The sequence below is a fragment of the Cypionkella psychrotolerans genome, from assembly GCF_001294535.1.
Classification (GTDB): domain Bacteria; phylum Pseudomonadota; class Alphaproteobacteria; order Rhodobacterales; family Rhodobacteraceae; genus Cypionkella; species Cypionkella psychrotolerans.
Map to the genome: position 1 here is coordinate 72,538 of NZ_LGIC01000061.1, position 19,179 is coordinate 91,716.

At 63.1% G+C, this 19,179-nt stretch carries 19 protein-coding genes; 2 read left to right on the forward strand and 17 right to left on the reverse strand.

Annotated elements, in window-relative coordinates; genetic code table 11:
* The first annotated feature begins 75 nt into the window (after positions 1 to 75).
* Together AKV04_RS11600 and AKV04_RS11605 are read left to right on the forward strand one after the other, a co-directional pair.
* A complete protein-coding gene (locus tag AKV04_RS11600; RefSeq protein ID WP_202905608.1) occupies positions 76 to 1,191 on the forward strand; it encodes a glycosyltransferase family 4 protein in 1,116 nt (371 codons plus the stop codon).
* Entirely contained in the window at positions 1,188 to 1,913 is a 726-nt protein-coding gene (locus AKV04_RS11605) for a polysaccharide deacetylase family protein (protein ID WP_054006581.1), read from the forward strand. The genes AKV04_RS11600 and AKV04_RS11605 overlap by 4 nt, the downstream gene beginning before the upstream one ends.
* Here the strand turns inward: AKV04_RS11605 and AKV04_RS11610 are convergent.
* The 17 genes from AKV04_RS11610 to AKV04_RS11685 form a co-directional block, all read right to left on the reverse strand.
* Positions 1,905 to 2,858: a glycosyltransferase family 32 protein gene (locus AKV04_RS11610; protein ID WP_054006582.1), complete on the reverse strand. Its 954-nt coding sequence runs from the start codon at positions 2,856 to 2,858 to the stop codon at positions 1,905 to 1,907. The two genes, AKV04_RS11605 and AKV04_RS11610, sit on opposite strands and share 9 nt — an antisense overlap.
* 386 nt (positions 2,859 to 3,244) lie before the next feature.
* Positions 3,245 to 4,096 (reverse strand): carboxylating nicotinate-nucleotide diphosphorylase, encoded by an 852-nt coding sequence (nadC, locus tag AKV04_RS11615; RefSeq protein ID WP_054006583.1) that lies wholly within the window; start codon positions 4,094 to 4,096, stop codon positions 3,245 to 3,247.
* Complete coding sequence (locus AKV04_RS11620; RefSeq protein ID WP_054006829.1) at positions 4,093 to 5,655, reverse strand: L-aspartate oxidase; 1,563 nt, start codon at positions 5,653 to 5,655, stop codon at positions 4,093 to 4,095. The genes nadC and AKV04_RS11620 overlap by 4 nt, the downstream gene beginning before the upstream one ends.
* Positions 5,656 to 5,665: 10 nt before the next feature.
* Complete coding sequence (gene nadA, locus AKV04_RS11625; RefSeq protein ID WP_082351632.1) at positions 5,666 to 6,652, reverse strand: quinolinate synthase NadA; 987 nt, start codon at positions 6,650 to 6,652, stop codon at positions 5,666 to 5,668.
* 277 nt (positions 6,653 to 6,929) lie between these two features.
* Complete coding sequence (locus AKV04_RS11630) at positions 6,930 to 8,342, reverse strand: FAD/NAD(P)-binding protein (RefSeq protein ID WP_054006584.1); 1,413 nt, start codon at positions 8,340 to 8,342, stop codon at positions 6,930 to 6,932.
* On the reverse strand, positions 8,339 to 9,502 hold the full coding sequence (gene ssuD / locus AKV04_RS11635; protein ID WP_156317501.1) for an FMNH2-dependent alkanesulfonate monooxygenase: 1,164 nt from the start codon (positions 9,500 to 9,502) through the stop codon (positions 8,339 to 8,341). Before ssuD ends, AKV04_RS11630 begins: the two co-directional genes overlap by 4 nt.
* A 1-nt stretch (position 9,503) precedes the next feature.
* Positions 9,504 to 9,896 (reverse strand): acyl-CoA dehydrogenase family protein, encoded by a 393-nt coding sequence (locus AKV04_RS27155; protein ID WP_202905609.1) that lies wholly within the window; start codon positions 9,894 to 9,896, stop codon positions 9,504 to 9,506.
* Positions 9,897 to 10,739 carry an acyl-CoA dehydrogenase family protein gene (locus AKV04_RS11640; RefSeq protein WP_202905610.1) on the reverse strand — a complete coding sequence of 281 codons (843 nt, stop codon included), beginning with the start codon at positions 10,737 to 10,739 and terminating at the stop codon, positions 9,897 to 9,899. It lies immediately after the preceding gene.
* Positions 10,740 to 10,742: 3 nt separating this feature from the next.
* Positions 10,743 to 11,504, reverse strand: a complete 762-nt coding sequence (locus tag AKV04_RS11645) for an ABC transporter ATP-binding protein (protein WP_054006586.1) — start codon at positions 11,502 to 11,504, stop codon at positions 10,743 to 10,745.
* A 51-nt stretch (positions 11,505 to 11,555) separates the two neighbouring features.
* A complete protein-coding gene (locus tag AKV04_RS11650; RefSeq protein WP_054006587.1) occupies positions 11,556 to 12,884 on the reverse strand; it encodes an ABC transporter substrate-binding protein in 1,329 nt (442 codons plus the stop codon).
* A gap of 22 nt (positions 12,885 to 12,906) precedes the next feature.
* Positions 12,907 to 13,935: a branched-chain amino acid ABC transporter permease gene (locus AKV04_RS11655; protein WP_054006588.1), complete on the reverse strand. Its 1,029-nt coding sequence runs from the start codon at positions 13,933 to 13,935 to the stop codon at positions 12,907 to 12,909.
* On the reverse strand, positions 13,935 to 14,831 hold the full coding sequence (locus AKV04_RS11660; protein WP_054006589.1) for a branched-chain amino acid ABC transporter permease: 897 nt from the start codon (positions 14,829 to 14,831) through the stop codon (positions 13,935 to 13,937). The genes AKV04_RS11655 and AKV04_RS11660 overlap by 1 nt, the downstream gene beginning before the upstream one ends.
* Positions 14,831 to 15,661, reverse strand: a complete 831-nt coding sequence (locus tag AKV04_RS11665) for an ABC transporter ATP-binding protein (RefSeq protein ID WP_054006590.1) — start codon at positions 15,659 to 15,661, stop codon at positions 14,831 to 14,833. The genes AKV04_RS11660 and AKV04_RS11665 overlap by 1 nt, the downstream gene beginning before the upstream one ends.
* Positions 15,662 to 15,695: 34 nt before the next feature.
* Complete coding sequence (gene sfnG / locus AKV04_RS11670; protein ID WP_054006591.1) at positions 15,696 to 16,787, reverse strand: dimethylsulfone monooxygenase SfnG; 1,092 nt, start codon at positions 16,785 to 16,787, stop codon at positions 15,696 to 15,698.
* A 20-nt stretch (positions 16,788 to 16,807) separates the two neighbouring features.
* Positions 16,808 to 17,368, reverse strand: coding sequence for an NAD(P)H-dependent oxidoreductase (locus tag AKV04_RS11675; RefSeq protein WP_054006831.1), 561 nt, complete (start codon positions 17,366 to 17,368; stop codon positions 16,808 to 16,810).
* Between the two features lie 146 nt (positions 17,369 to 17,514).
* A complete protein-coding gene (locus tag AKV04_RS11680) occupies positions 17,515 to 18,123 on the reverse strand; it encodes a sugar transferase (protein WP_054006592.1) in 609 nt (202 codons plus the stop codon).
* Positions 18,120 to 18,953 (reverse strand): NAD-dependent epimerase/dehydratase family protein, encoded by an 834-nt coding sequence (locus AKV04_RS11685; protein WP_162232870.1) that lies wholly within the window; start codon positions 18,951 to 18,953, stop codon positions 18,120 to 18,122. Before AKV04_RS11685 ends, AKV04_RS11680 begins: the two co-directional genes overlap by 4 nt.
* Positions 18,954 to 19,179 lie beyond the last annotated feature (226 nt).

Sequence of the window (19,179 nt, forward strand, 5' to 3'; positions counted from 1 at the left end):
TCGATTCCTGTCGCCCCGCACCAGCTTTGCGCTTACCCTTGGCGCAGACCTGCAAACCGCTGGGAACATTAGCCGATGACGCCGCCCACCCGCCGCCTGCGGATCGCCTTTTACGCGCCTTTGAAGGCCCCCACGCATCCGGTGCCCTCTGGCGATCGCCTGATGGCGCAGCTGCTGGTCCGGTGCATGGAGCAGGCGGGGCATCAGGTAGATCTGGCCTCAGACCTGCGCGCCTATATCGGCGACCCGCAAGATCCTGCGGGCTGGGCCAAGCTGCGCGCCGATGCCAACCACGAGTCCAGCCGGATCAGCACCCTTTGGGCCGATCAGCCGCCCGATCTGTGGCTCTGCTACCACCCCTATTACAAAGCCGCCGACCTGCTTGGACCCCACCTTACCCGCCGTTTCGCGCTGCCCTATGTCACGGTCGAGGCCTCGCTCTCCGCGCGCCGCAACATCGGCATCTGGGCAGACATGCAGGCCAGCGTCATGGCCGCAGTGCAGCACGCCAACCTAAACCTCTGCCTGACTGCCCGCGATATGAACGGCCTGCAAGACGCCGCCCCCACCGCCTTTGTCGCCCGGTTTCCGCCCTTCATCGAAACCGACGCCTTTTCAGCCCCCCCCACACCGCAGCCCGGCCATCTGGTAACGGTCGCGATGATGCGCGCAGGCGACAAGACCGACAGCTACCGCCGCCTCGCCGCAACGCTGGCCCTGCTGCCACCCGGCCTTGACTGGCACCTCACCGTGATCGGCGATGGCCCGCAGCGCGCCGAGGTGGAGGCGATGTTCGCAGACCTGCCCCCGGATCGTCTGACATGGCGGGGCCTGCAATCCCGCCCCGAAATCGCCGCGACCTTAGCCCACGCCTCGGCCTATATCTGGCCCGGCTGTGGCGAAGCCTACGGTCTCGCCTATCTTGAGGCCCAAGCCGCAGGCGTCCCCGTCATAGCGCAACGCACCGCAGGCGTGCCCGAAGTGGTGGCCGATGGCGAAACCGGCTTTCTGACCGAGCCGGGCGACGATGCGGCAGCGGCGGCAGCCATCCTGCACTTACTGACTGACCCCGCCCTTCAGCACCGTATGGGCCAAGCCGCCCGCCTGCGCGTTCTGCGCGACCATTCCTTAGCAGGCGCAGCCCAGCGCCTGAACACCCTGCTGCAAACCATAGTCGAGACCAGACCATGACCGAATCCCTGATCCGTGCGCTTGATCTGCGCGCCGCCAATGGCACCCCGGCGCAGCTATGGCTGCGCGACGATGACGCCATAGCGCCCAGCGCGGAACTCGATCACCTGCTCTCCCTGACAGAAGCCGCGAACATCCCCGTCACCCTCGCCGTCATCCCCGCCCATTCCGGCCCGGCATTGGCCAACCGACTGAACACCGCGCAAGGCGTTTGCGTCGCCGTGCATGGCTGGTCACACACCAACCACGCCCCCGGTTCCGAGAAAAAGCAAGAACTGGGCCCGCATCGCCCGACCCAACAGGTTCTGGGCGACCTCGCGCGTGGCTTCAGCCATCTCGCGCAACTCCACCCCCAGCAGTTCGCGCCTGTGCTGGTGCCGCCGTGGAACCGCATCGCCCCGCCAGTTGTCGCAGGCCTTCCCGCCCTTGGCTTCAAAGCCCTATCGGTCTACGGCCCCGAAGCCACCGCCGCCCTGCCCCTCTACAACACCCATGTCGATGTGATCGACTGGCGCGGCAGCCGTTCCGGGCGACTCGATGCGGTGCTGATGGACGAAATCGCGCAAGCCATGGCCCGCAGTGATGCGCCGATTGGCCTGCTGACCCACCACCTTGTGCATGATGCGCAGGTCTGGGGATTTCTGGAACGGCTATTCGCCCTCACCGCCAACCATCCCGGCTGCCGCTGGGTCGGCCTGCCCCAGCTTATCGCCTCACCATGATTTCCAAGCGATCAGCAGACCGCCCTCCGCCTGCGCCCGCAGAGCCTCCACCTCAGCCATAGCCGCACGGTCGGCCAGCACCCCCGCAACCAATGTCTGCGGCGCCACGCTGACCGCCCCACCCCGTGCCGCCAATGTGAACACCAGCGGCCCGGTTGACCACCACGCCGGGGCCTCCGGCAGCAGATCCAGCACCAGCGGCAACCGCGCATTCAGCCGATGCAGCGCCGGATGGTCCGGCGGCACAGCAATAAACGAATTGCCCAATAGCAAACCGCCAAGGCCCGTCTGACGCGGCACCTCCTCGGCCCAAGCGGTCAGGCCGATCAGCGGCAGCAGATCGTGAAAGCTGATGTCATCCCGCGCCGGATACCAATCGCAATCCAAGTATATCCCGCCCTCCGCCGCCAAAATCGCATAGCGTGCCACATCCACCGCACCGGGATAATCCCCCCGCGCCAGCATCGCTGCATAAACAGGCTGATCCGGCAGACCCAAACGCGCCAGATCCGCCTCTTGCCACAGTCGATACTGATACCCCTGCAACCCTGCATGATACCGCCATGCCGCCACCCCAAGGGGAACAGGCAGGCTGCCAATCCAGATCTGATGGATCACCCGCGGCACAGGCCTGCGATTGACGATAGTGATCGCCTGCTGCTCGGCGGTGGAAAACCGAAACAGCGGCGCAAGCACCTCTGGCGGCGGCACCAGATGAAACTGATGCCCCGCCCGCGCGACAGGATCTCCCACCGCCTTCGCGAGATGCAGCCGCACCGCATGAAGCCTACGCGGCAGCCCCAACGCCGTCTGTGCGGGCAAGGACGCAATCTCGCTGTCCGCAGTCAGCGTATCCAAAATCGCCGTCGCCGCAGCAAAGTCGCCCTTGGCGATCAAAGCTCTGGCGGCACGGATGCCATCGTTCATGCGTTGCTTGGCGCTCATGCTGCCCCCCTTCTTGGTGGCCCAGCGGTCCGGTCCATATCTCGGATCAACTGCCGCCCCGAGAAGTAACCAAACTGCGGCTATAGCGCAACGCAGAGAGCTCTTGCGACCAAACGCGTCGGCACCCTGCTCTGTCGCATCACACAATCTTTATCGGCGCAGCTAAGCTGCGACCTGCACGCGCGCGCTTGCATATTCGTCAACCCACTGGGTTCAATACGCGCAGCACTCAACCATGCGCCTGCGTAAAATCTATGTCGCCGGACCGGATATAAAGCAGAAAGAAATGCCCGCTGTGGTTCTTCTTCACAAGCCAATCCATCGCTTCGATCTCTGCGATAAATTGGCCGACCACGCCGCAGCCCATCGGGGGCTGATCGCAGGCCTCAGAAATCCAACCCCAGATCCAGCGTGCGCGCCGAATGGGTCAACGCCCCGACCGAGATATAATCAACCCCCGTCGCCGCAACTTCGGCGATGCGCGGCAGCGCCATATTGCCCGAGGCTTCCGTCACCAATCCCCCCGCCACCATTTCAACCGCTTGCCGTAGCGTGGCCGTGTCCATGTTATCGAGCAGCACCACGTCCGCGCCGCCAATCGCCAGCACCTCCGCCAGTTGCGCCAATGTATCCACCTCAATCTCAACCTTCATCATATGCGAAACATTGGCCCGCGCCGCCGTCAGCACCGCGCGAATACCGCCAGCGGCTGCAATGTGATTGTCCTTGATCAGGATCGCATCCGACAGCCCGAAACGATGGTTAAATCCGCCGCCGTGCAGCACCGCAGCCTTTTCCACCATCCGCAGCCCCGGCGTGGTTTTGCGGGTGCAGGTGATGCGGGTGGTGGTACCCTCGGCCTGTGCCACAAAGGCAGCGGTCAGCGTGGCAATGCCCGAAAGCCGCCCGGCAAAATTCAGCGCAATCCGCTCGCCCGATAGGATCGAGGCCGCAGCCCCGTCGATCTCCATCAGCAGATCACCGGGCGCGCAGGTGCTGCCATCGGGGCGGTGCAACGTCACCACCAGCGAGGGGTCCACCAGCCGGAACGCAATCGCTGCCAGTTGCATGCCTGAAACCACCCCCGCCTCGCGCGCGTTCAGCTTCGCGCGATAGCGTGTGCTGGCCGGGATCACCGCACGGCTGGTGACATCGCCATTCGGGCCAAGATCTTCGATCAAGGCCGCCCGCACCAAAGGTTCCAGCAGCAGATCGGGCAGCGCGGCAAATCCGGTCATTCTTGGGTCTCCGTTACAATCTGCCGCTGCGCCAACGCCTCGGCCAAGGTCAGGCGGCTGGGCTTCGCCAATGCGGGGTTAACCTGCGGAAAATCACGACGGCAATGCGCGCCCCGCGACTCCTCGCGCAGCAAGGCGGCAGCGGCGATCAGCGTGGCGGTGGCGGTCATGTTGAGGAAGTTCGCATCGCCGAAAGCTTGCGCCTCTAGCGCCGCAATCCGGCGCAGCGCGGTCTTCAACCCGCCCGCGTCGCGCACCACGCCGACATTTTCAGTCATCACCTGCCGCAGTTGCGCAATCAGATCGGGGTCGGGATGTTGTCCACCCGGCACAGAAGGCAAGACAACTGGCGGCGCAACCGCATCCCCCAACCCCTGCGCAATATCCAGTGCCGCGCGGCGGCCATAGACCAGTGCCTCCAGCAAGCCATTCGAGGCCAGCCGGTTCGCGCCATGCAGCCCAGTCGCGCTGGCCTCACCGCAGGCCCAAAGCCCGGCAAGGCTGGAGCGCCCTTCCCACGTCACCGCAATGCCGCCCATATGGTAATGTGCAGCGGCAGCCACCGGGATCGGCTGGGTGACCGGATCAATCCCACCCCGCTTGCAGGCCGCAGCCACGGCGGGAAAGCGTTCAACAATCTCCGCCCCAAGGGCCGCGCGGGTGTCCAGCATCGGGCGGCGCCCGGCTTGGGTTTCGGCAAAGATCGCGCGGGCGACGATATCGCGTGGTGCCAGTTCCGCATCGGGATGCACCGCCTGCATGAACCGCAGGCCATCGCGGTTGATCAGCACCGCGCCTCCCCCCCGCAACGCCTCGGTCGCCAAGGGGGCGGGGTCTTCGCCCATATCAATCGCGGTGGGGTGAAACTGCACAAACTCGGCATCGGCAATCACCGCCCCGGCCCGCGCCGCCATGCCGATCACCTGGCCCCTTATGCGCGGCGGATTGGTGGTCAGCGCATAAAGCCCACCCGAGCCGCCGCCCGCCAGCAACACCGCCGCCCCGCGCAACATCACCGGATCGCTCGCCCCATCCGCCGCAGCCACCGCAACGCCCACAACGCGCCCTTCTTGCGCCTGCAAGCCGACCGCCATCACGCCTTCCAGCACCTGAACCGAGGGCGTCCGCGCCACTTCGGCAATCAGCGCTGCCATAATCTCGCGCCCCGCCTGATCACCCCGCACCCGCACCACCCGCGCCAGCCCATGGGCTGCCTCTCGGGACAGCACATAGCCGCCCTGCGCATCGCGATCAAACGGCGTGCCCAGCGCGGTCAGTTCCAGAATATGCGCCCGCGCCTCGGCTGTGACACTGGCCGCAACGTCGGCATCGACCGTGCCAGCCCCGGCGCGCACCGTATCGGCGGCATGGGCCTCTGGGCTGTCGGCCGCCGCCATCGCCGCCGCAATCCCGCCCTGCGCCCAAGCCGAACTCGCCCCCTGCCCCAAAGCCTCGGGTGAGATCATCACCACCGGATGCGGGGCCAAGTGCAGCGCCGCATAAAGCGCACCCAAGCCCGCGCCGACAATGATCACCCGCCCGGTATCGACAACAGGCATCTTCATCGGATTAGGCCGCAGCCCGGCTGATGTCGATCATCCGCTGCACAGCCACACGGGCGCGGGCGGAAATCTCTGGGTCCACCAGCACTTCGCCCGTCATAGAGTGCAGCGCATAGAGGATCTTCTCCAGCGTGATCATCTTCATATAGGGGCACATGTTGCAGGGCTTGGCGAATTCGACCTCGGGCAACTCATCGGCAATATTCGCCGCCATCGAACATTCTGTCACCAGCATCGCGCGGGCGGGTTTGTGCTTGTGGACCCAATCAATGATGCCCTTGGTTGATCCGGTGAAATCCGCCTCTGCCACCACTTCGGGCGTACATTCGGGATGGGCGATGATCTTCACCTCGGGGTCATGTTCGCGGTAGGCGCGCAGATCAGCGGCTTGGTACAGCTCATGCACGATGCACGAGCCTTCCCACCACACCACCCGTTTATGCGTCAGCGCCGCGACATTGCGCGCAAGATACTGGTCGGGCGTCATGATCACCGTATCGCCCTCCATCGCGTTGACGATCTGCAACGCATTGGCCGAGGTGCAGCACACATCCGACGCCGCCTTCACCTCTGCCGTGGTGTTGACATAAGACACCACAGCCGCGCCCGGATACATCGCCCGCATTTCCGCCACGCCATCCGCCGTGATCGATTCCGCCAGCGAACAGCCCGCCGCCATATCCGGCATCAGCACGGTCTTGCTGGGGTTCATGATCTTTGAGGTTTCCGCCATGAAATGCACGCCGCATTGCACAATCACATCGGCCTCAACCTCACTCGCCTTGATCGCCAGTTGCAGGCTGTCGCCGACGAAATCCGCCACGCCATGATAAATCTCGGGCGTCATATAGTTATGGCCCAAGATCACCGCATTACGCTCTGCTTTCAGCCGATTGATCGCAATGACATAGGGCGCAAACATCGCCCAATCGGCCAAAGGCACCACGCGCTCCATCCGCGCGTAGATCGCCCGCGTCGCCTCGGCAGCGGCCATCGAGGGGGCAAGATCATAGTGCGCCGCAAGCTCGGCGCGCTGGTCAAGAATATTGGGCAAAGTGGCGTTCCCGTACTTGGCTGCAAGACTGAACCCGTTTGGGTGCAAGGCTGGCTATAATAGCTTTTGCGGGTGACGCAAACCCTTCACAATTCGACGTTTTTTGACCTTTTGGTGAAATGCGTGGTTTGCGCCGTGCCGCACGCGGAAATCTTGCCTGCCTTGGTGGCCACAACCTAAGGTGCAGCCCACTGTACCGAGCGCCGCATCGCTTGCCTTACTGCGCCGCCACCAAACCTCGCCGCGCCACCACCTGCCTCGCTACTTCCCGCGCGATATGTTCGGCCCAGGTGATCACCTCTGGCACCCCCATCAACTCGCCCACCGCCGCCCGCGCGAGTGGCCCCGCCACCAGCAACGTCCCATCCGCAGCACCCGACACTGGAACCGCCTGCCCATTCGCCGCCGTCAGCAACCCCAAGCCCAGCGGATCGGGCTGCAACAGCCCCAACGCCGCCAGATCAGCCAGCGCAGGCACCGCCGCAATAATGCCACCATGCGCGGGCCCGGTCGCCAAAACCACCCGGTCCACCGCCAGCGCAAATCGCGTCCCATTGTGGCGGGCCTGCAAGCCTATCTTGACCGGGCTACCCGGAGTGGCCGAGACAATCCGCGCGCCCAAGCTGACCAGCCGCCCTAGGCGCTGCATCTGCTGGTTCGCCTCATAGGTCTGCGGGGCAATGCGAAAGCGGTGAATATCCCACAGGGCGCGCAGATGCCGCAAAAACCGCCGCCGCTCAGGTTCCTGGAAAGCCGCCCAAATCACTGGCCCCTGCACGCGCAAACGGTCAAACACCGCATGCCAGGTCAGCCCCAACGCCTGATCCTGCGCCAAAGCCACGCGCACCTGCCGCAGCAACTGCAACGCCGTGCTTGCCAGAGTATGCGCGAAATCCGCCGTTGTTGCCGCCTGCACCGGCCCGTGTGGCATCGACCGATAGCCATGCCGCGACAAAGCCGTGATCTGGCCGCGATGGCCCCGTCTGTGCAACGACGCCACAATATCCGCCGAGGTCAAACCGTTGCCGACGATCAGCACCCGTGCATCTTCGGCCAAGCCTGCCAGCGCGCCATCTGCAAACGGATCCCCGATCAGCGCGGGATCGCCCGCCAGCCCTGCCAATTCACGCGGCAAGCCTGCGTTCGGATGGGTAGTTGCCAGCACAACGATATCCGCCACAACCTTTCCGCCATCCGACAGCCCCAGCGTATAACGATCCGTCCGCCCCACCGAGATCACCCGCGCCTGCACATGCCGCAACCGCCCCGCCCGCTGCAAAGGCGCAAGTTGCGCCGCAACATAGGTGCCAAACACCGCGCGGGGTGCGTAAATCTCACCCGACAGCCGCGCCGAATTGGCGGGCAGGCTGGGGGCCTCTGCCGTATGCAGCCAGCGTCGGAAATGCTCGGGCTGATCTGACCGCAGGGTCATCTTGTGATCGGGCACATTCAGCCGGTGATCGGGGTCGGGCGTGGCATAGGCCAAACCGCGCCCAAGATTCGCGCGCGGCTCGATCACCACCACATCCGCATCGGTCAGGCCCGCCAGATGATAGGCCACCGCCGCCCCAGACAAACCGCCACCGATAATGGCGACGGTTATCGGGGGCTGGCCGTGCAACTTGCTCATTGTGCCGCCTGTAACTTCGGTTTGTGGTCCCCGGCGATGGTTTCGCCGAATGGCCCGGTGTTCACCACCAGATCCCGCCGCGGAATCGGATGGCCCAGCGGCAATTTTGGCAGCACCAATTCGCCAAAGCTATAGGCTTCTTCCAGATGCGGATAGCCCGAGAAGATGAAGCTATCGACGCCAATGCGACGGTATTCGTCGATGCGCTCGGCTACCGTATCGGCATCGCCGACCAGCGCGGTGCCAGCCCCACCGCGCACAAGGCCGACACCCGCCCACAGGTTCGGGCTGATCTCCAGCTTGTCCCGCCGCCCACCATGCAGCGCGGTCATCCGGGCTTGGCCGACCGAATCCATCCGCGCGAATACTTTCTGCGCCTCGGCAATCGTCGCATCGTCCAGCTTGCTGATCAACCGATCCGCTGCCGCCCAAGCCTCGGCTGTCGTCTCGCGCACGATCACATGCAGGCGGATGCCAAACGACACCTCGCGCCCCTCAGCCTCGGCGTGGCGTCGCATCACCGCAATCTTTTCGGCCACCTGTGCGGGGGGTTCGCCCCATGTCAGGTATTTGTCGATATGCTTGGCTCCGACCTTGAAGCCTTCATCCGACGAGCCGCCAAAATACAGCGGAGGACAGGGTTTTTGCACCGGCGGATAGATCAGGCGACCATCCGAGATTTGGAAGTGCTTGCCGGTATGCTCCACCGTTTCGCCGCGCAGCAACGCCCGATAAATCCCAAGGAATTCATCGGTGATGGCGTAGCGTTCGCTGTGCGGCAGGTTGATGCCATCGCCCTTGTTCTCGGCAGGATCGCCCCCCGTCACAATGTTGATCAACAGCCGCCCGCCCGAAATCCGGTCCAGCGTGGCCGTCATCCGTGCCGCCAAGGTCGGCGATTGCAGGCCGGGGCGCACGGCGACCAGAAACCGCAAGCGTTCCGTCTGGGTGGCAAGCGCCGAAGCCACCACCCAGCTATCCTCGCAACTGCGGCCCGTGGGCAGCAAAGCGCCGTAAAAGCCCAAGGAATCCGCGGCCTTCGCCACCTGCGTCAGATACGCCAGATCAACCGGACGCCCGCCTTCGGACGTGCCCAGATAGCGGCTTTCGCCATGTGTGGGGATGAACCACAGCACGTTGATTTTATTGGGAACAGACATATCAGCTCCACGCATGAAAGGGCGGGTTAACGCCGTTCAGGTAGTAGTTGCCAAGGATCGCGTATTTCCAGCGCACCGGGTCGTGCAGCGTGTGGGTGCGGGCGTTGCGCCAATGGCGATCAAGGTTATGCTCGGCCAAGGTTGACCGCGTGCCTGCCAGTTCAAACAGCTTGTTGGTGGCAAGGATGGCGATTTCGGTAGACAGCACCTTCGCCTCTGCCGTGGCAATCTGCGCCTGTGCCACGGTTTCCGCCGTAGGGTTCGCCAAAGCTAGATCAATCGCCACGCTGGCAATATCCAACAACGCCGCCGCTGCATTGGCGCGCAGGTTCAGATCGCCCACGGCTTGGATGGTGTAGGGGTCTTGCGACGCATGATCTAGGCCGGAATCCACTCAGGCGCGGCTGCGGTGCAGCACAAAATCCTTGGTATCCGCAATCGCCGCCCGCGCGATGCCCAGATCAACCGCGACTTGGATCACTTGGAAAATCGCCCCATCGGCAGAGGGTGCTTCATAGCCCTTATACCCCGGCACCAGATGGGTTTTGGGCACCTTCACATTGTCCAAAATCACCGTGCCCGAAAGCGTAGTGCGCTGGCCAAAGCTGGACCAATCGTCGATCACGCTCAGGCCTTCAGCCCCGCGATCAGCAATCGCATACCAAGCGCGGCCCTTATCATCCAAAGCCACAATCGGCACCAGATGCGCCAGCAGCGCGCCCGAGGAGTAGAACTTGCGGCCCGTCACCCGGACATGATCGCCCTCGTCGGTGAACTTGGTTTCAAAATCCACCGCGCGCTTGGACCCAAACTCAGAAAAAGCATTGCCAAACCGCGTACCCTTCAGCACTTCGCCGAACAGCAGCGCCTTTTGCGCAGGGTCTGACACAGTATTGATCGCAGCCACCACGCCCAGATGGTTTTGCGGCACTTGGCCCAACGATGGGTCAGCTTCCGAGATAATCGCAATCACCCGGTTCAGCGTCAAATAAGACAGCCCCGGCCCGCCGTATTCTTTCGGCACGTTGATCGACCACAGCCCGGATTGCGAGAACGCATCCAACTGTTCCTGCGGCCAAATCCGGTTACGGTCACGATCCGACGCGCCCTTGGCGAAGTCCGCTGCCAGCTTATGCGCCACCGCAATCGCTTCGGCATCGGTCTGGATGATATGCGCATCGCCAATCGTGCGGGCGACCGGGGGAACGGGGGTTTTCAGCGGTTCATGTTTGGTCATGGTTCAAATCCTTACAGGTTCAGGGGTGCCGCCAAGGTAAAGCGCGCGAATGTCAGCGCGGGCGGCGAGATCAGATGCGGGGCCATCCAGCACCGAGCGACCATTCTCGATGACCGTGGCGTGATGGGCATATTTCAGCGCGATGGCAGAGTTTTGCTCGGCCAGCAGGATCGTCAGCCCAGTTTCACGGTTCAACCGGGCGAGGGTTTCAAAGATTTCAACCACCACCAATGGCGCAAGACCCATCGACGGCTCGTCCAGCAAGAACACCTCCGGCCGCGCCATCAAACCGCGCCCGATGGCCGCCATTTGCTGCTCACCACCCGAGGTAAGGCCCGCGAGCGAGTTGCGCCGCAGTTTCAGTTTGGGGAACAGATCGTAGACCTGCTCCAGCACCTGCGCGATCTGCGCGCGCTCCAACCCCCGGCCAATCGCCCCGGTGGTCAGGTTTTCCTCGATGCTCAGGGTCTTGAAACACCGCCGCCCTTCCAGCACCGGCACCAGCCCGTTGCGGATATGGGCGTGCGGCGTGTCGGTGGTGACATCGCGGCCCTTGTAGCGAATGCGCCCACCGGTGATCTGGCCACGTCCGGCGGGCAGCAGGTTAGAGGCGGCTTTCAGCAGCGTGGTCTTACCCGCGCCATTCGCGCCCAACAGCGCGGTAATCTCGCTCTTGCGCACCGTCAGGCTGACGCCGTGCAGGGCAGCGATGGCACCGTTATAGGCGGCGTAAACATGGTCAAATTCAAGAACAGGTTGCGACATGGCACCCTCCGGTCAGAAAGGGTGGCCCCAATGCAGGGCCACCCGTTTGGTTCATTGCGTGACCTTATCGGCGTCTTCCGAGGTGCGGATCGGCAGCCCCTTTTCCGCCGCGTAGGCTTCGGACGATTTGGTGATGATCGGGCGCAGCAAGGCCCAATCGGGGGCGATCCAGTCGGAGACCACGTTCCACTTCTTGCCATCCCACTGCTGGAAGGTGACGTAGCCCTCGCCCTCGTGGTTATCGTAGGTGACGTTGATAGAGTGAAAAAGGTTTTCAGCGCCAAGTTCCTTCACCCGTTCAGGCGACAGTTGCAGATGCTCAAAGCCCCAGCGCACTTCATCCCCGGTCAGGGTGCGATTGCCAAACTTGGCCTGCGCGATCCGAATGGCTTCGACGTTCAAGATGCCGTTCACGATGCCAAGGTTATGATAAACCGAACCAATCCGCGATTTATCCGACAGGTTGCCCTGCCCCGCGTCATAGACCGTTTTGATGATCTCTTGCAGCACCGGATATTGATTGCCCGAGGCTTGGGTGGTGATCGCGGTATAGCCAATCGCGGCATCGCCTGCAGGCAGCGCATCTTCTTCCGAGTTCGACCAGACGTTGCCGATGATGTGATCCACCGGGAAACCGTTGCGCTGTGCCGTGGTCAAAGCCACCGGATTCATCACGCCCCAGCCGCGCAGCACGACATAATCGGGGGCCTCACGGCGGATTTGCAGCCATTGTGCGCCCTGCTCGTTGCCCGGATGCGGCACCTCGATCTGCACCACGGTAAAGCCGTATTTCTCGGCCAGAAGGTCATAGATCGGGATGGTTTCCTTGCCGTAGGGCGAGCCGTGATAGAGCACGACGATCTTCTTGCCCTTGAGGCTCTCCAAACCGCCCTCTTTGCTGGCGATGTAGTTCACGATGCCCGAAGTTTCCGAATAGGGGTTCAGCAGCAGCGGGAAAACGTAAGGAAACACCCGGCCATCGGTGGTGTCGGTGCGGCCATGGTTCACCGTGATCAGCGGCACTTTATCCGCCGTCACGCCATCAATCATCGCATAGGCGATGCCCACCGAAAGCGGGTTCCAGGCGGCGGTATCGGCGTGGCTTTTCTGGCGCTGATAGCATTCAACACCCTTTTCCACCGCATATTCGGTCTCACATTCGTCCCAGACCAGCTTCACGCCGTTGACGCCGCCATCGCGGGTGTTGATCAGGGTCATATAGTCGATGAAGCCGCCGAAAAACCCGGTGCCGCCAGCGGCATAGGGGCCGACGCGGTAGGATTGCAGCGGGAAGTATTGCTCATCCGCGCGCGCCGCGCCGCCTGCGGCGAGGGTCGCCACGGCCAGCGCCGTTATGGTGATACGTTTCAGGAAAGACATGATGGCTCCGTAGGTTAAGAGATCAGATGTTGCGCGCAGACTTGCGCTTTACACGGTCAAGGATGGCCGCCAGCCCGTTCGGCTCGGCGATCAGGAAAGCAATGATGAGGACGCCCAGAATGATCCGCTGCACCAGTTCAAGCACGCCGGAGTCGATCATGCCGCCAAAGACCAAGGCCGACAGCCGCGACAGCAGAAGCGGGAACACCACGATCAGCCCCGCACCAAGGAAGGCACCGCGCAGGGTGGCCAAGCCGCCGATGATGATGATGAACAGTACGTCGAAGGACCGGTCGAGATCGAAGCCCGCAGGCTCCACCGTGCGCAGATAGGTGAAGGCCCAGAGGAAGCCTGCCACCCCGATGATGGCCGAGGATACCGCAAAGGCCACCAGCTTGGTTTTCAGCACCGGCACGCCGATGATTTGGGCGGCGGTCTCGTTGTCGCGAATGGCGATCAGGTCGTTGCCCAAGGGGCCGTGGGTGAAAGCCCAGACGCCAAGGGTGATCAAGGTGACAAGGGAAAGCGCCAGCAGATAGCGCGCGGTGGTGCTGTCAAAGCTGTAGCCAAGCCACGACAGCGATGGGGCCGAGATCACGCCAGACGGGCTATAGTTGGAAAACCAGCCGAATTTGGTCAGCGCCCATTGCACGAAGAATTGGGCCGCAAGGGTGGACACCGCCAGATAAAACCCACGCAGGCGCAGGCTGGGCAAGCCAAACACCAACCCCACCGCCGCCGCCGTCAGGGCAGACAGCAACAGGGTGATGGGCAGCGGCAGTGCCAGACGCAACTGGATGTTATAGGCGGCAAACGCCCCCACCGCCATAAACGCCGCCGACCCCAGCGACACTTGGCCCCCGTATCCGGTCAGCAGGTTCAGGCCCACCCCCGCCAAGGCCAAGGCGAGGAACGGCAGCAAGATCGCCTCCAACACATAGACCGGGGCGAAGGCGGGCATGCCGATAAAGGCGATCAGCAGCACGGCGGCCAAGGGCCAATGCCGCAGATAGTTTGGGCTGTGCAGCGGGGTATCGACAACGGCAGACATCAGAACCGCTCCACCAATTTCTGGCCGAACAAGCCGGAGGGCCGGATCAACAGCACCAGCAGCGCCACGACATAGGCGAACCAACCTTCAATGCCGCCACCCACAAACGGCCCGAGATAGACTTCGGCCAGCTTCTCGGTCGCGCCGATGGCAAGGCCCGCGACGATGGCCCCCAGCACAGAATCAAAGCCGCCCAGCACCAGCACCGGCAGGGCTTTCAGCACGATCAGGGATAGGGAAAATTGGACGCCGAGGCGTGCGCCCCAAAGGAGGCCTGCGACGAGCGCGACAATACCGGCGGCGGCCCAGACCGTGGCCCAAGTGCGATCCAGCCGCAGGCCAACGGCGAGGGCGGCGAATTGGTCATCGGCTACGGCGCGGAAGGCGAGGCCCGTGCGGGTCCAGCGGAAGAACGCGGTAAGGCCCGCGACCAAGACCCCGGCAATGGCGGCGGCGACCAGATCGAAGGTCGAGATGAACACGCCCGCGACTTGGAACGGGGCGTTCGAGATACCCAGATCAAGCCGATGCACCTCGGTGCCCCAGATGATCTGCGCGGCCCCTTCGATGATGTAGGACAGGCCAAGAGTCGCCATGAACAGCGTCATAGGCGAGCGGTTGGCAAGCGGGCGCAGCACGGTGCGCTCGATAGCGAAGCCCAAGGCGACCATGATGGCGGCAGAGATGAGGAGGGCGAGGACGAAGGGCACGCCTGCTTCGACCAATGAAACAAAGGTCAGCGCGGCGAACAGCACCATGGCACCTTGAGCAAAGTTCAGCACACCAGAGGTTTTGTAGATCAGCACAAAGCCAATCGCGACCAGCGCATACATCACGCCAGACAGCAGCCCGCCGATGGTAACCTCGATCAGAAACAGAAAGCCGAACCAATCCATCATGCCGCCTCTTGGCCCAGATAGGCGCGGATCACGCCGGGGTCGCGCTGCACTTCGGCTGGCGTGCCGTCAGCAATCTTGCTGCCGTAATCCAGCACCGCCACGCGATCTGACAGGCCCATGACCACGCCGATGTCATGTTCAATCAGGATCACCGACAGCCCCGCGTTGTCGCGGGTGGCGCGGATATAGCCAGCCATCTCGGCTTTCTCGGTGGCGGTCATCCCCGCCATCGGCTCGTCCAGCAGCAGCAGTTTCGGGCGAGCCACCAAGGCGCGGGCCAACTCGACGCGCTTTTGCAGGCCATAGGAAAGGGTTGAAACAGTGCGATCCAGATGGGGGGTCAGATCCAGACGCGCCGCGATTTCAGACACTTGGTTGGCAATCGCGCGGTTCTCGGCGCGGGCGTTGGGCAGGCGGAACACCTGCGCCAGCCCCCAAGCCTTGCGCTGAAAGGTCAGGCCAGCGGCGATACTGGCGGCCACGCTCAGGCTGGGGAACAGCGCAAGGTTCTGGAAGGTGCGCGCAACGCCAAGGCCCGCCAAGGCCTGCGGCGGCACATGTTCAAACACTTGGCTCCCCAGCACCAGACTGCCGCTATCCGCTTGATACAGCCCCGAAATCACGTTCAGAACCGAGGATTTCCCCGCCCCGTTCGGCCCGATCACCGCACGGATTTCACCGGGGACAACCTGAAACGACACCTCACGCAAGGCATGGATGCCACCGAAAGACAGGCTGATCCGGCTGAGTGCCAAAGCATAGGCCGGGTGCAGGGTGGTGGGGACTGCGCGTGCAGGCGCAATCCGGCGCAGAACGGCGCTGGTCATGGCAGTCTTCCTCATGGGTTGGGGGTAGTGGGGCCTATTCGGCCGCCACCTTTTGCGCGCGGTCGGCTTCCAACTGGCGCACCAGCGGGATGACGTGCTTGCCGAAGAATGCGACCTCTTCCTGAAAGTGCAGGAAGCCCAGCAAGATCAGATCGGCCCCGGCGTCTTTCAGCGCGATAATACGCTCGGCAATCTGCTGCGGCGTGCCGATCAGGTTCGACTTAAAGCCGTCGTTGTATTGCACCAGATCATCCAGCGTCGATTTCGCCCAGTTGCCCTCGCCTTCCGGGCTGGCTTTGCCGGCGTTCTTCACCTCATGCGCAAAGCCTTGCACCGCTTCCGGGTTGGCCTTGGCGACGATCTCATCCAGCACCGCGCGGGCCTCTGCCTCGGTCTGCCGCGCGATGGCGAAGGCGTTGACCCCCACCTTCACCCGGCGGCCTTCAGCGTCAGCTTTGCCGCGAATATCGTCGACCTGCGCCGCCAGGCCTGCGGGCGTGTTGCCGTTGGTGAAATACCAATCCGACACCCTAGCTGCCATATCACGTGCAGCCCGGCTGGAGCCGCCTTGGAAAATTTCGGGCTGCGGATCGGCGGGCTTGGGCTTCATCGTGTAGTTGTTGAAGCGGTAGAAATCGCCCTTGAAGGTGAAATCGTCCTGCCCCCAAATCCCCCGCAAAGCCCGGATGAATTCTTCGGACCGGCGGTAGCGTTCGTCATGATCCAGCCACGGCTCGCCAATCGCGTAGAACTCGCCCCGGAACCAGCCCGACACCACGTTGATCGCGATGCGACCCTTGGTCAGCTGGCTGATGGTGGCGATTTGTTTGGCGGCCACCGCCGGATTCCACGGGCCGGGCAACAGCGCCGCAATCACCTTCAGCTTTTCCGTCGCGGCCAGCAGAGCATGGCTGAACGCCACAGGTTCGTGTTGATTATCAGCACCATAGCCCGCGGTAAACCGGATCTGGCTCAGCGCATAATCAAACCCCGCCGCCTCGGCGATCTGCGCCAGCTTGCGGTTATAATCAATGTCCCAGCTGGTGCGCTGTTCTATGTTGGAAATCACTAGGCCGCCCGAGACGTTGGGCACCCAATAGGCGAATTTGACGGGATCGGTGGTCATTTCAGCGTCCTTTTCGGGGGTTATTCGGCAGCTTGCGCGGGGCGCAAAGCCTGCGGGAAATGCAGATCAAACTGGGCCACGGCGCGCTCCAACCGGGTCAGGGCGGCAGGGGCGTCCAACGCGCCATCGGCGAAATCTTTGTCCGAAACATGCACGGCCGTCGGCAGGCTGTGCGCCTCAAAGAACGCGAACAGCGGGCGCAGCTGGTGCTCCACCGCCAAAGCGTGCTTCTCGCCGCCACCGGTGGCCGCGATCAGGATCGGTTTTCCGATCAGCGACAACGGGTCCAGCAGGTCGATCAGGTGCTTGAACAAGCCGGGGTAGCTGGCTTTGTAGATCGGAGTAGCGACGATCAAAGCGTCAGCCGCGACGAGACGCTCGATCAGAGCCTGACCCGCCGCATCCAGATCCGTCAACCGACGGGCACGGCCAAGCTGGTCGCCGAAGTCATTGACCTCAATCACCTCGGCGGCCGCGCCCAGCCGGTCAGCAGCCAGATTGACGGCGGTTTGCACCAAAGCGCGCGTCTTTGATGGGGTGGTGATATTGCCGGACAGACCGACCAGTTTCAGAGTGGGCATCAGCAGCACCTTAAACACGATAAAGTTGCTAGACTTTAAGCGCGCTGTCGCTGAACCTCCATTTCAAAGAAGATGACGACTTTAGAAGGATCATCCCAAAACCCGGCGCTTGGCGGCAGGTTCGTGCTGTCTGGGCAAAAACTGGCCTAAAGCGGCAGCCGTTTGAACACCGTCTTCAGCATCAGATAAAAATCAAACCGCAGATTGCGCCGCCGCTGGTAGATCAAATCCAGCTTGGCCTTGCGCGGCACACACGCCCGCGCATAGACGGCGTCGGTTTCCGCCGCCGTCTTGCAGCGCGTCAGCAGCAGTTCCTCATGCCGGTGATAGACAATCGTCGCAAGCCCGGTGATACCGGGGCGCGATTTCAGCACCTGCGCGTAAATTTCAGGGAAGCGTTCCACATATTCCCGCAACGGCGGGCGCGGGCCGACAAAGCTGATATCGCCCTTCAGCACGTTCCAAAGCTGCGGCAATTCATCCAAGCGCGAGCGGCGGATAAACCGACCGGTCCGGGTGATCCGGCTGGATTTATCGCCGCCCGAAACCCCCATCTCGGCAGGCCGCACCGTCATGCTGCGGAACTTCGCCAGCTTGAAGCTTTGCGTTGGCGTCTTCATTCGCTCGGCCCAATAGATCACCGGGCGGCCATCCAGGATCAGGATCGCCAGCGCCGTCACCAGCCCCAAAGGCAGCAAGGGCACTGCCAGCACCAGCACCGCCAGCACATCCAGAAAGCGCTTCATCGGCGTCATTGCGGCCCTCGGGCGGTGTGCCATTCCGCCACCATGACGGCGGCATCGGATTGATTTTCGGTAAAGTGGTAATGCTGCGCCAGCAGGCTGCAATCAAGCACTATGCGCTGATAGGCAGTTGTCGGGGCGGGCTGATAGTGCCACTCCGCCCCAGCCGCCTGCGCCAGATCGGCCATCGCCACCGGATTGGGCGCGCCAAGGTTCAGCACGGGCGGCAGGTCTTGCCCCAACATCTGCGCCAAGACATCCGCCAAGCTGATCGGCCCGATATAGCTGCGCACTGGCCCCGTACCATCTGCGAAAGCGTCAATCTTGGTCGGTTGACCGGGCTGTATCCCCGCCAGCAAAGCATCTGCCCCCGCCACATTGCCAATGCGCAAAGCCGTGATCGCCAGCCCGCGCGCGCGCCAGCGCTCCGCCACCGCCTCAGCCTCCAGCTTGGCGCGGCCATAACCGTTCACCGGATGGGTCGGCGTATCTTCACGGCAGGCCTGCCCCCGACTCACCCCATAAACCGCCGAGGACGAGGCCAGCAAAACCTGCCCGATCCCTGCCTGCACCGCCGCCGCACAGCAAGCCTCGGCGAGTTGCGCATTCAACCCCAACTCGCCGCGCACCGCCCCCGCCAGCACGATCATCGCCCGAAACCGCTCCGGCTCGAGCGAAGCACCTGAAAGCGGATGCCACTCCACCTGTGGCAAATCCCCCGCGATGCCAACCCCGCGATGCTGCAAGGTCGGAGCCAGACCGCCCAGCGCCCAAGCCCGCGTGATAAGCCGTCCCACCCGCCCGCTTGCGCCCACGACCAGCGTTTGATTGATCTCGTTCAACATGCCGCCCGTTATAAAGGATTTGCCCCGTTGAGCTAGAGTTCTGAGACAATGTGACGATGGATAGGGCAGATGCCTCCGGCGGGGATATTTAAGCGCAGAGGATGACCAAGAAGAAAGGGGGCGCAACCGTAAACAATTCGTAAACGCCACTCCCCTAACCCTTTGATTTCTATAAAACGCCGCAATGCGCCACGCGTGGACAACCCCGCCCCCGATCTGGCAT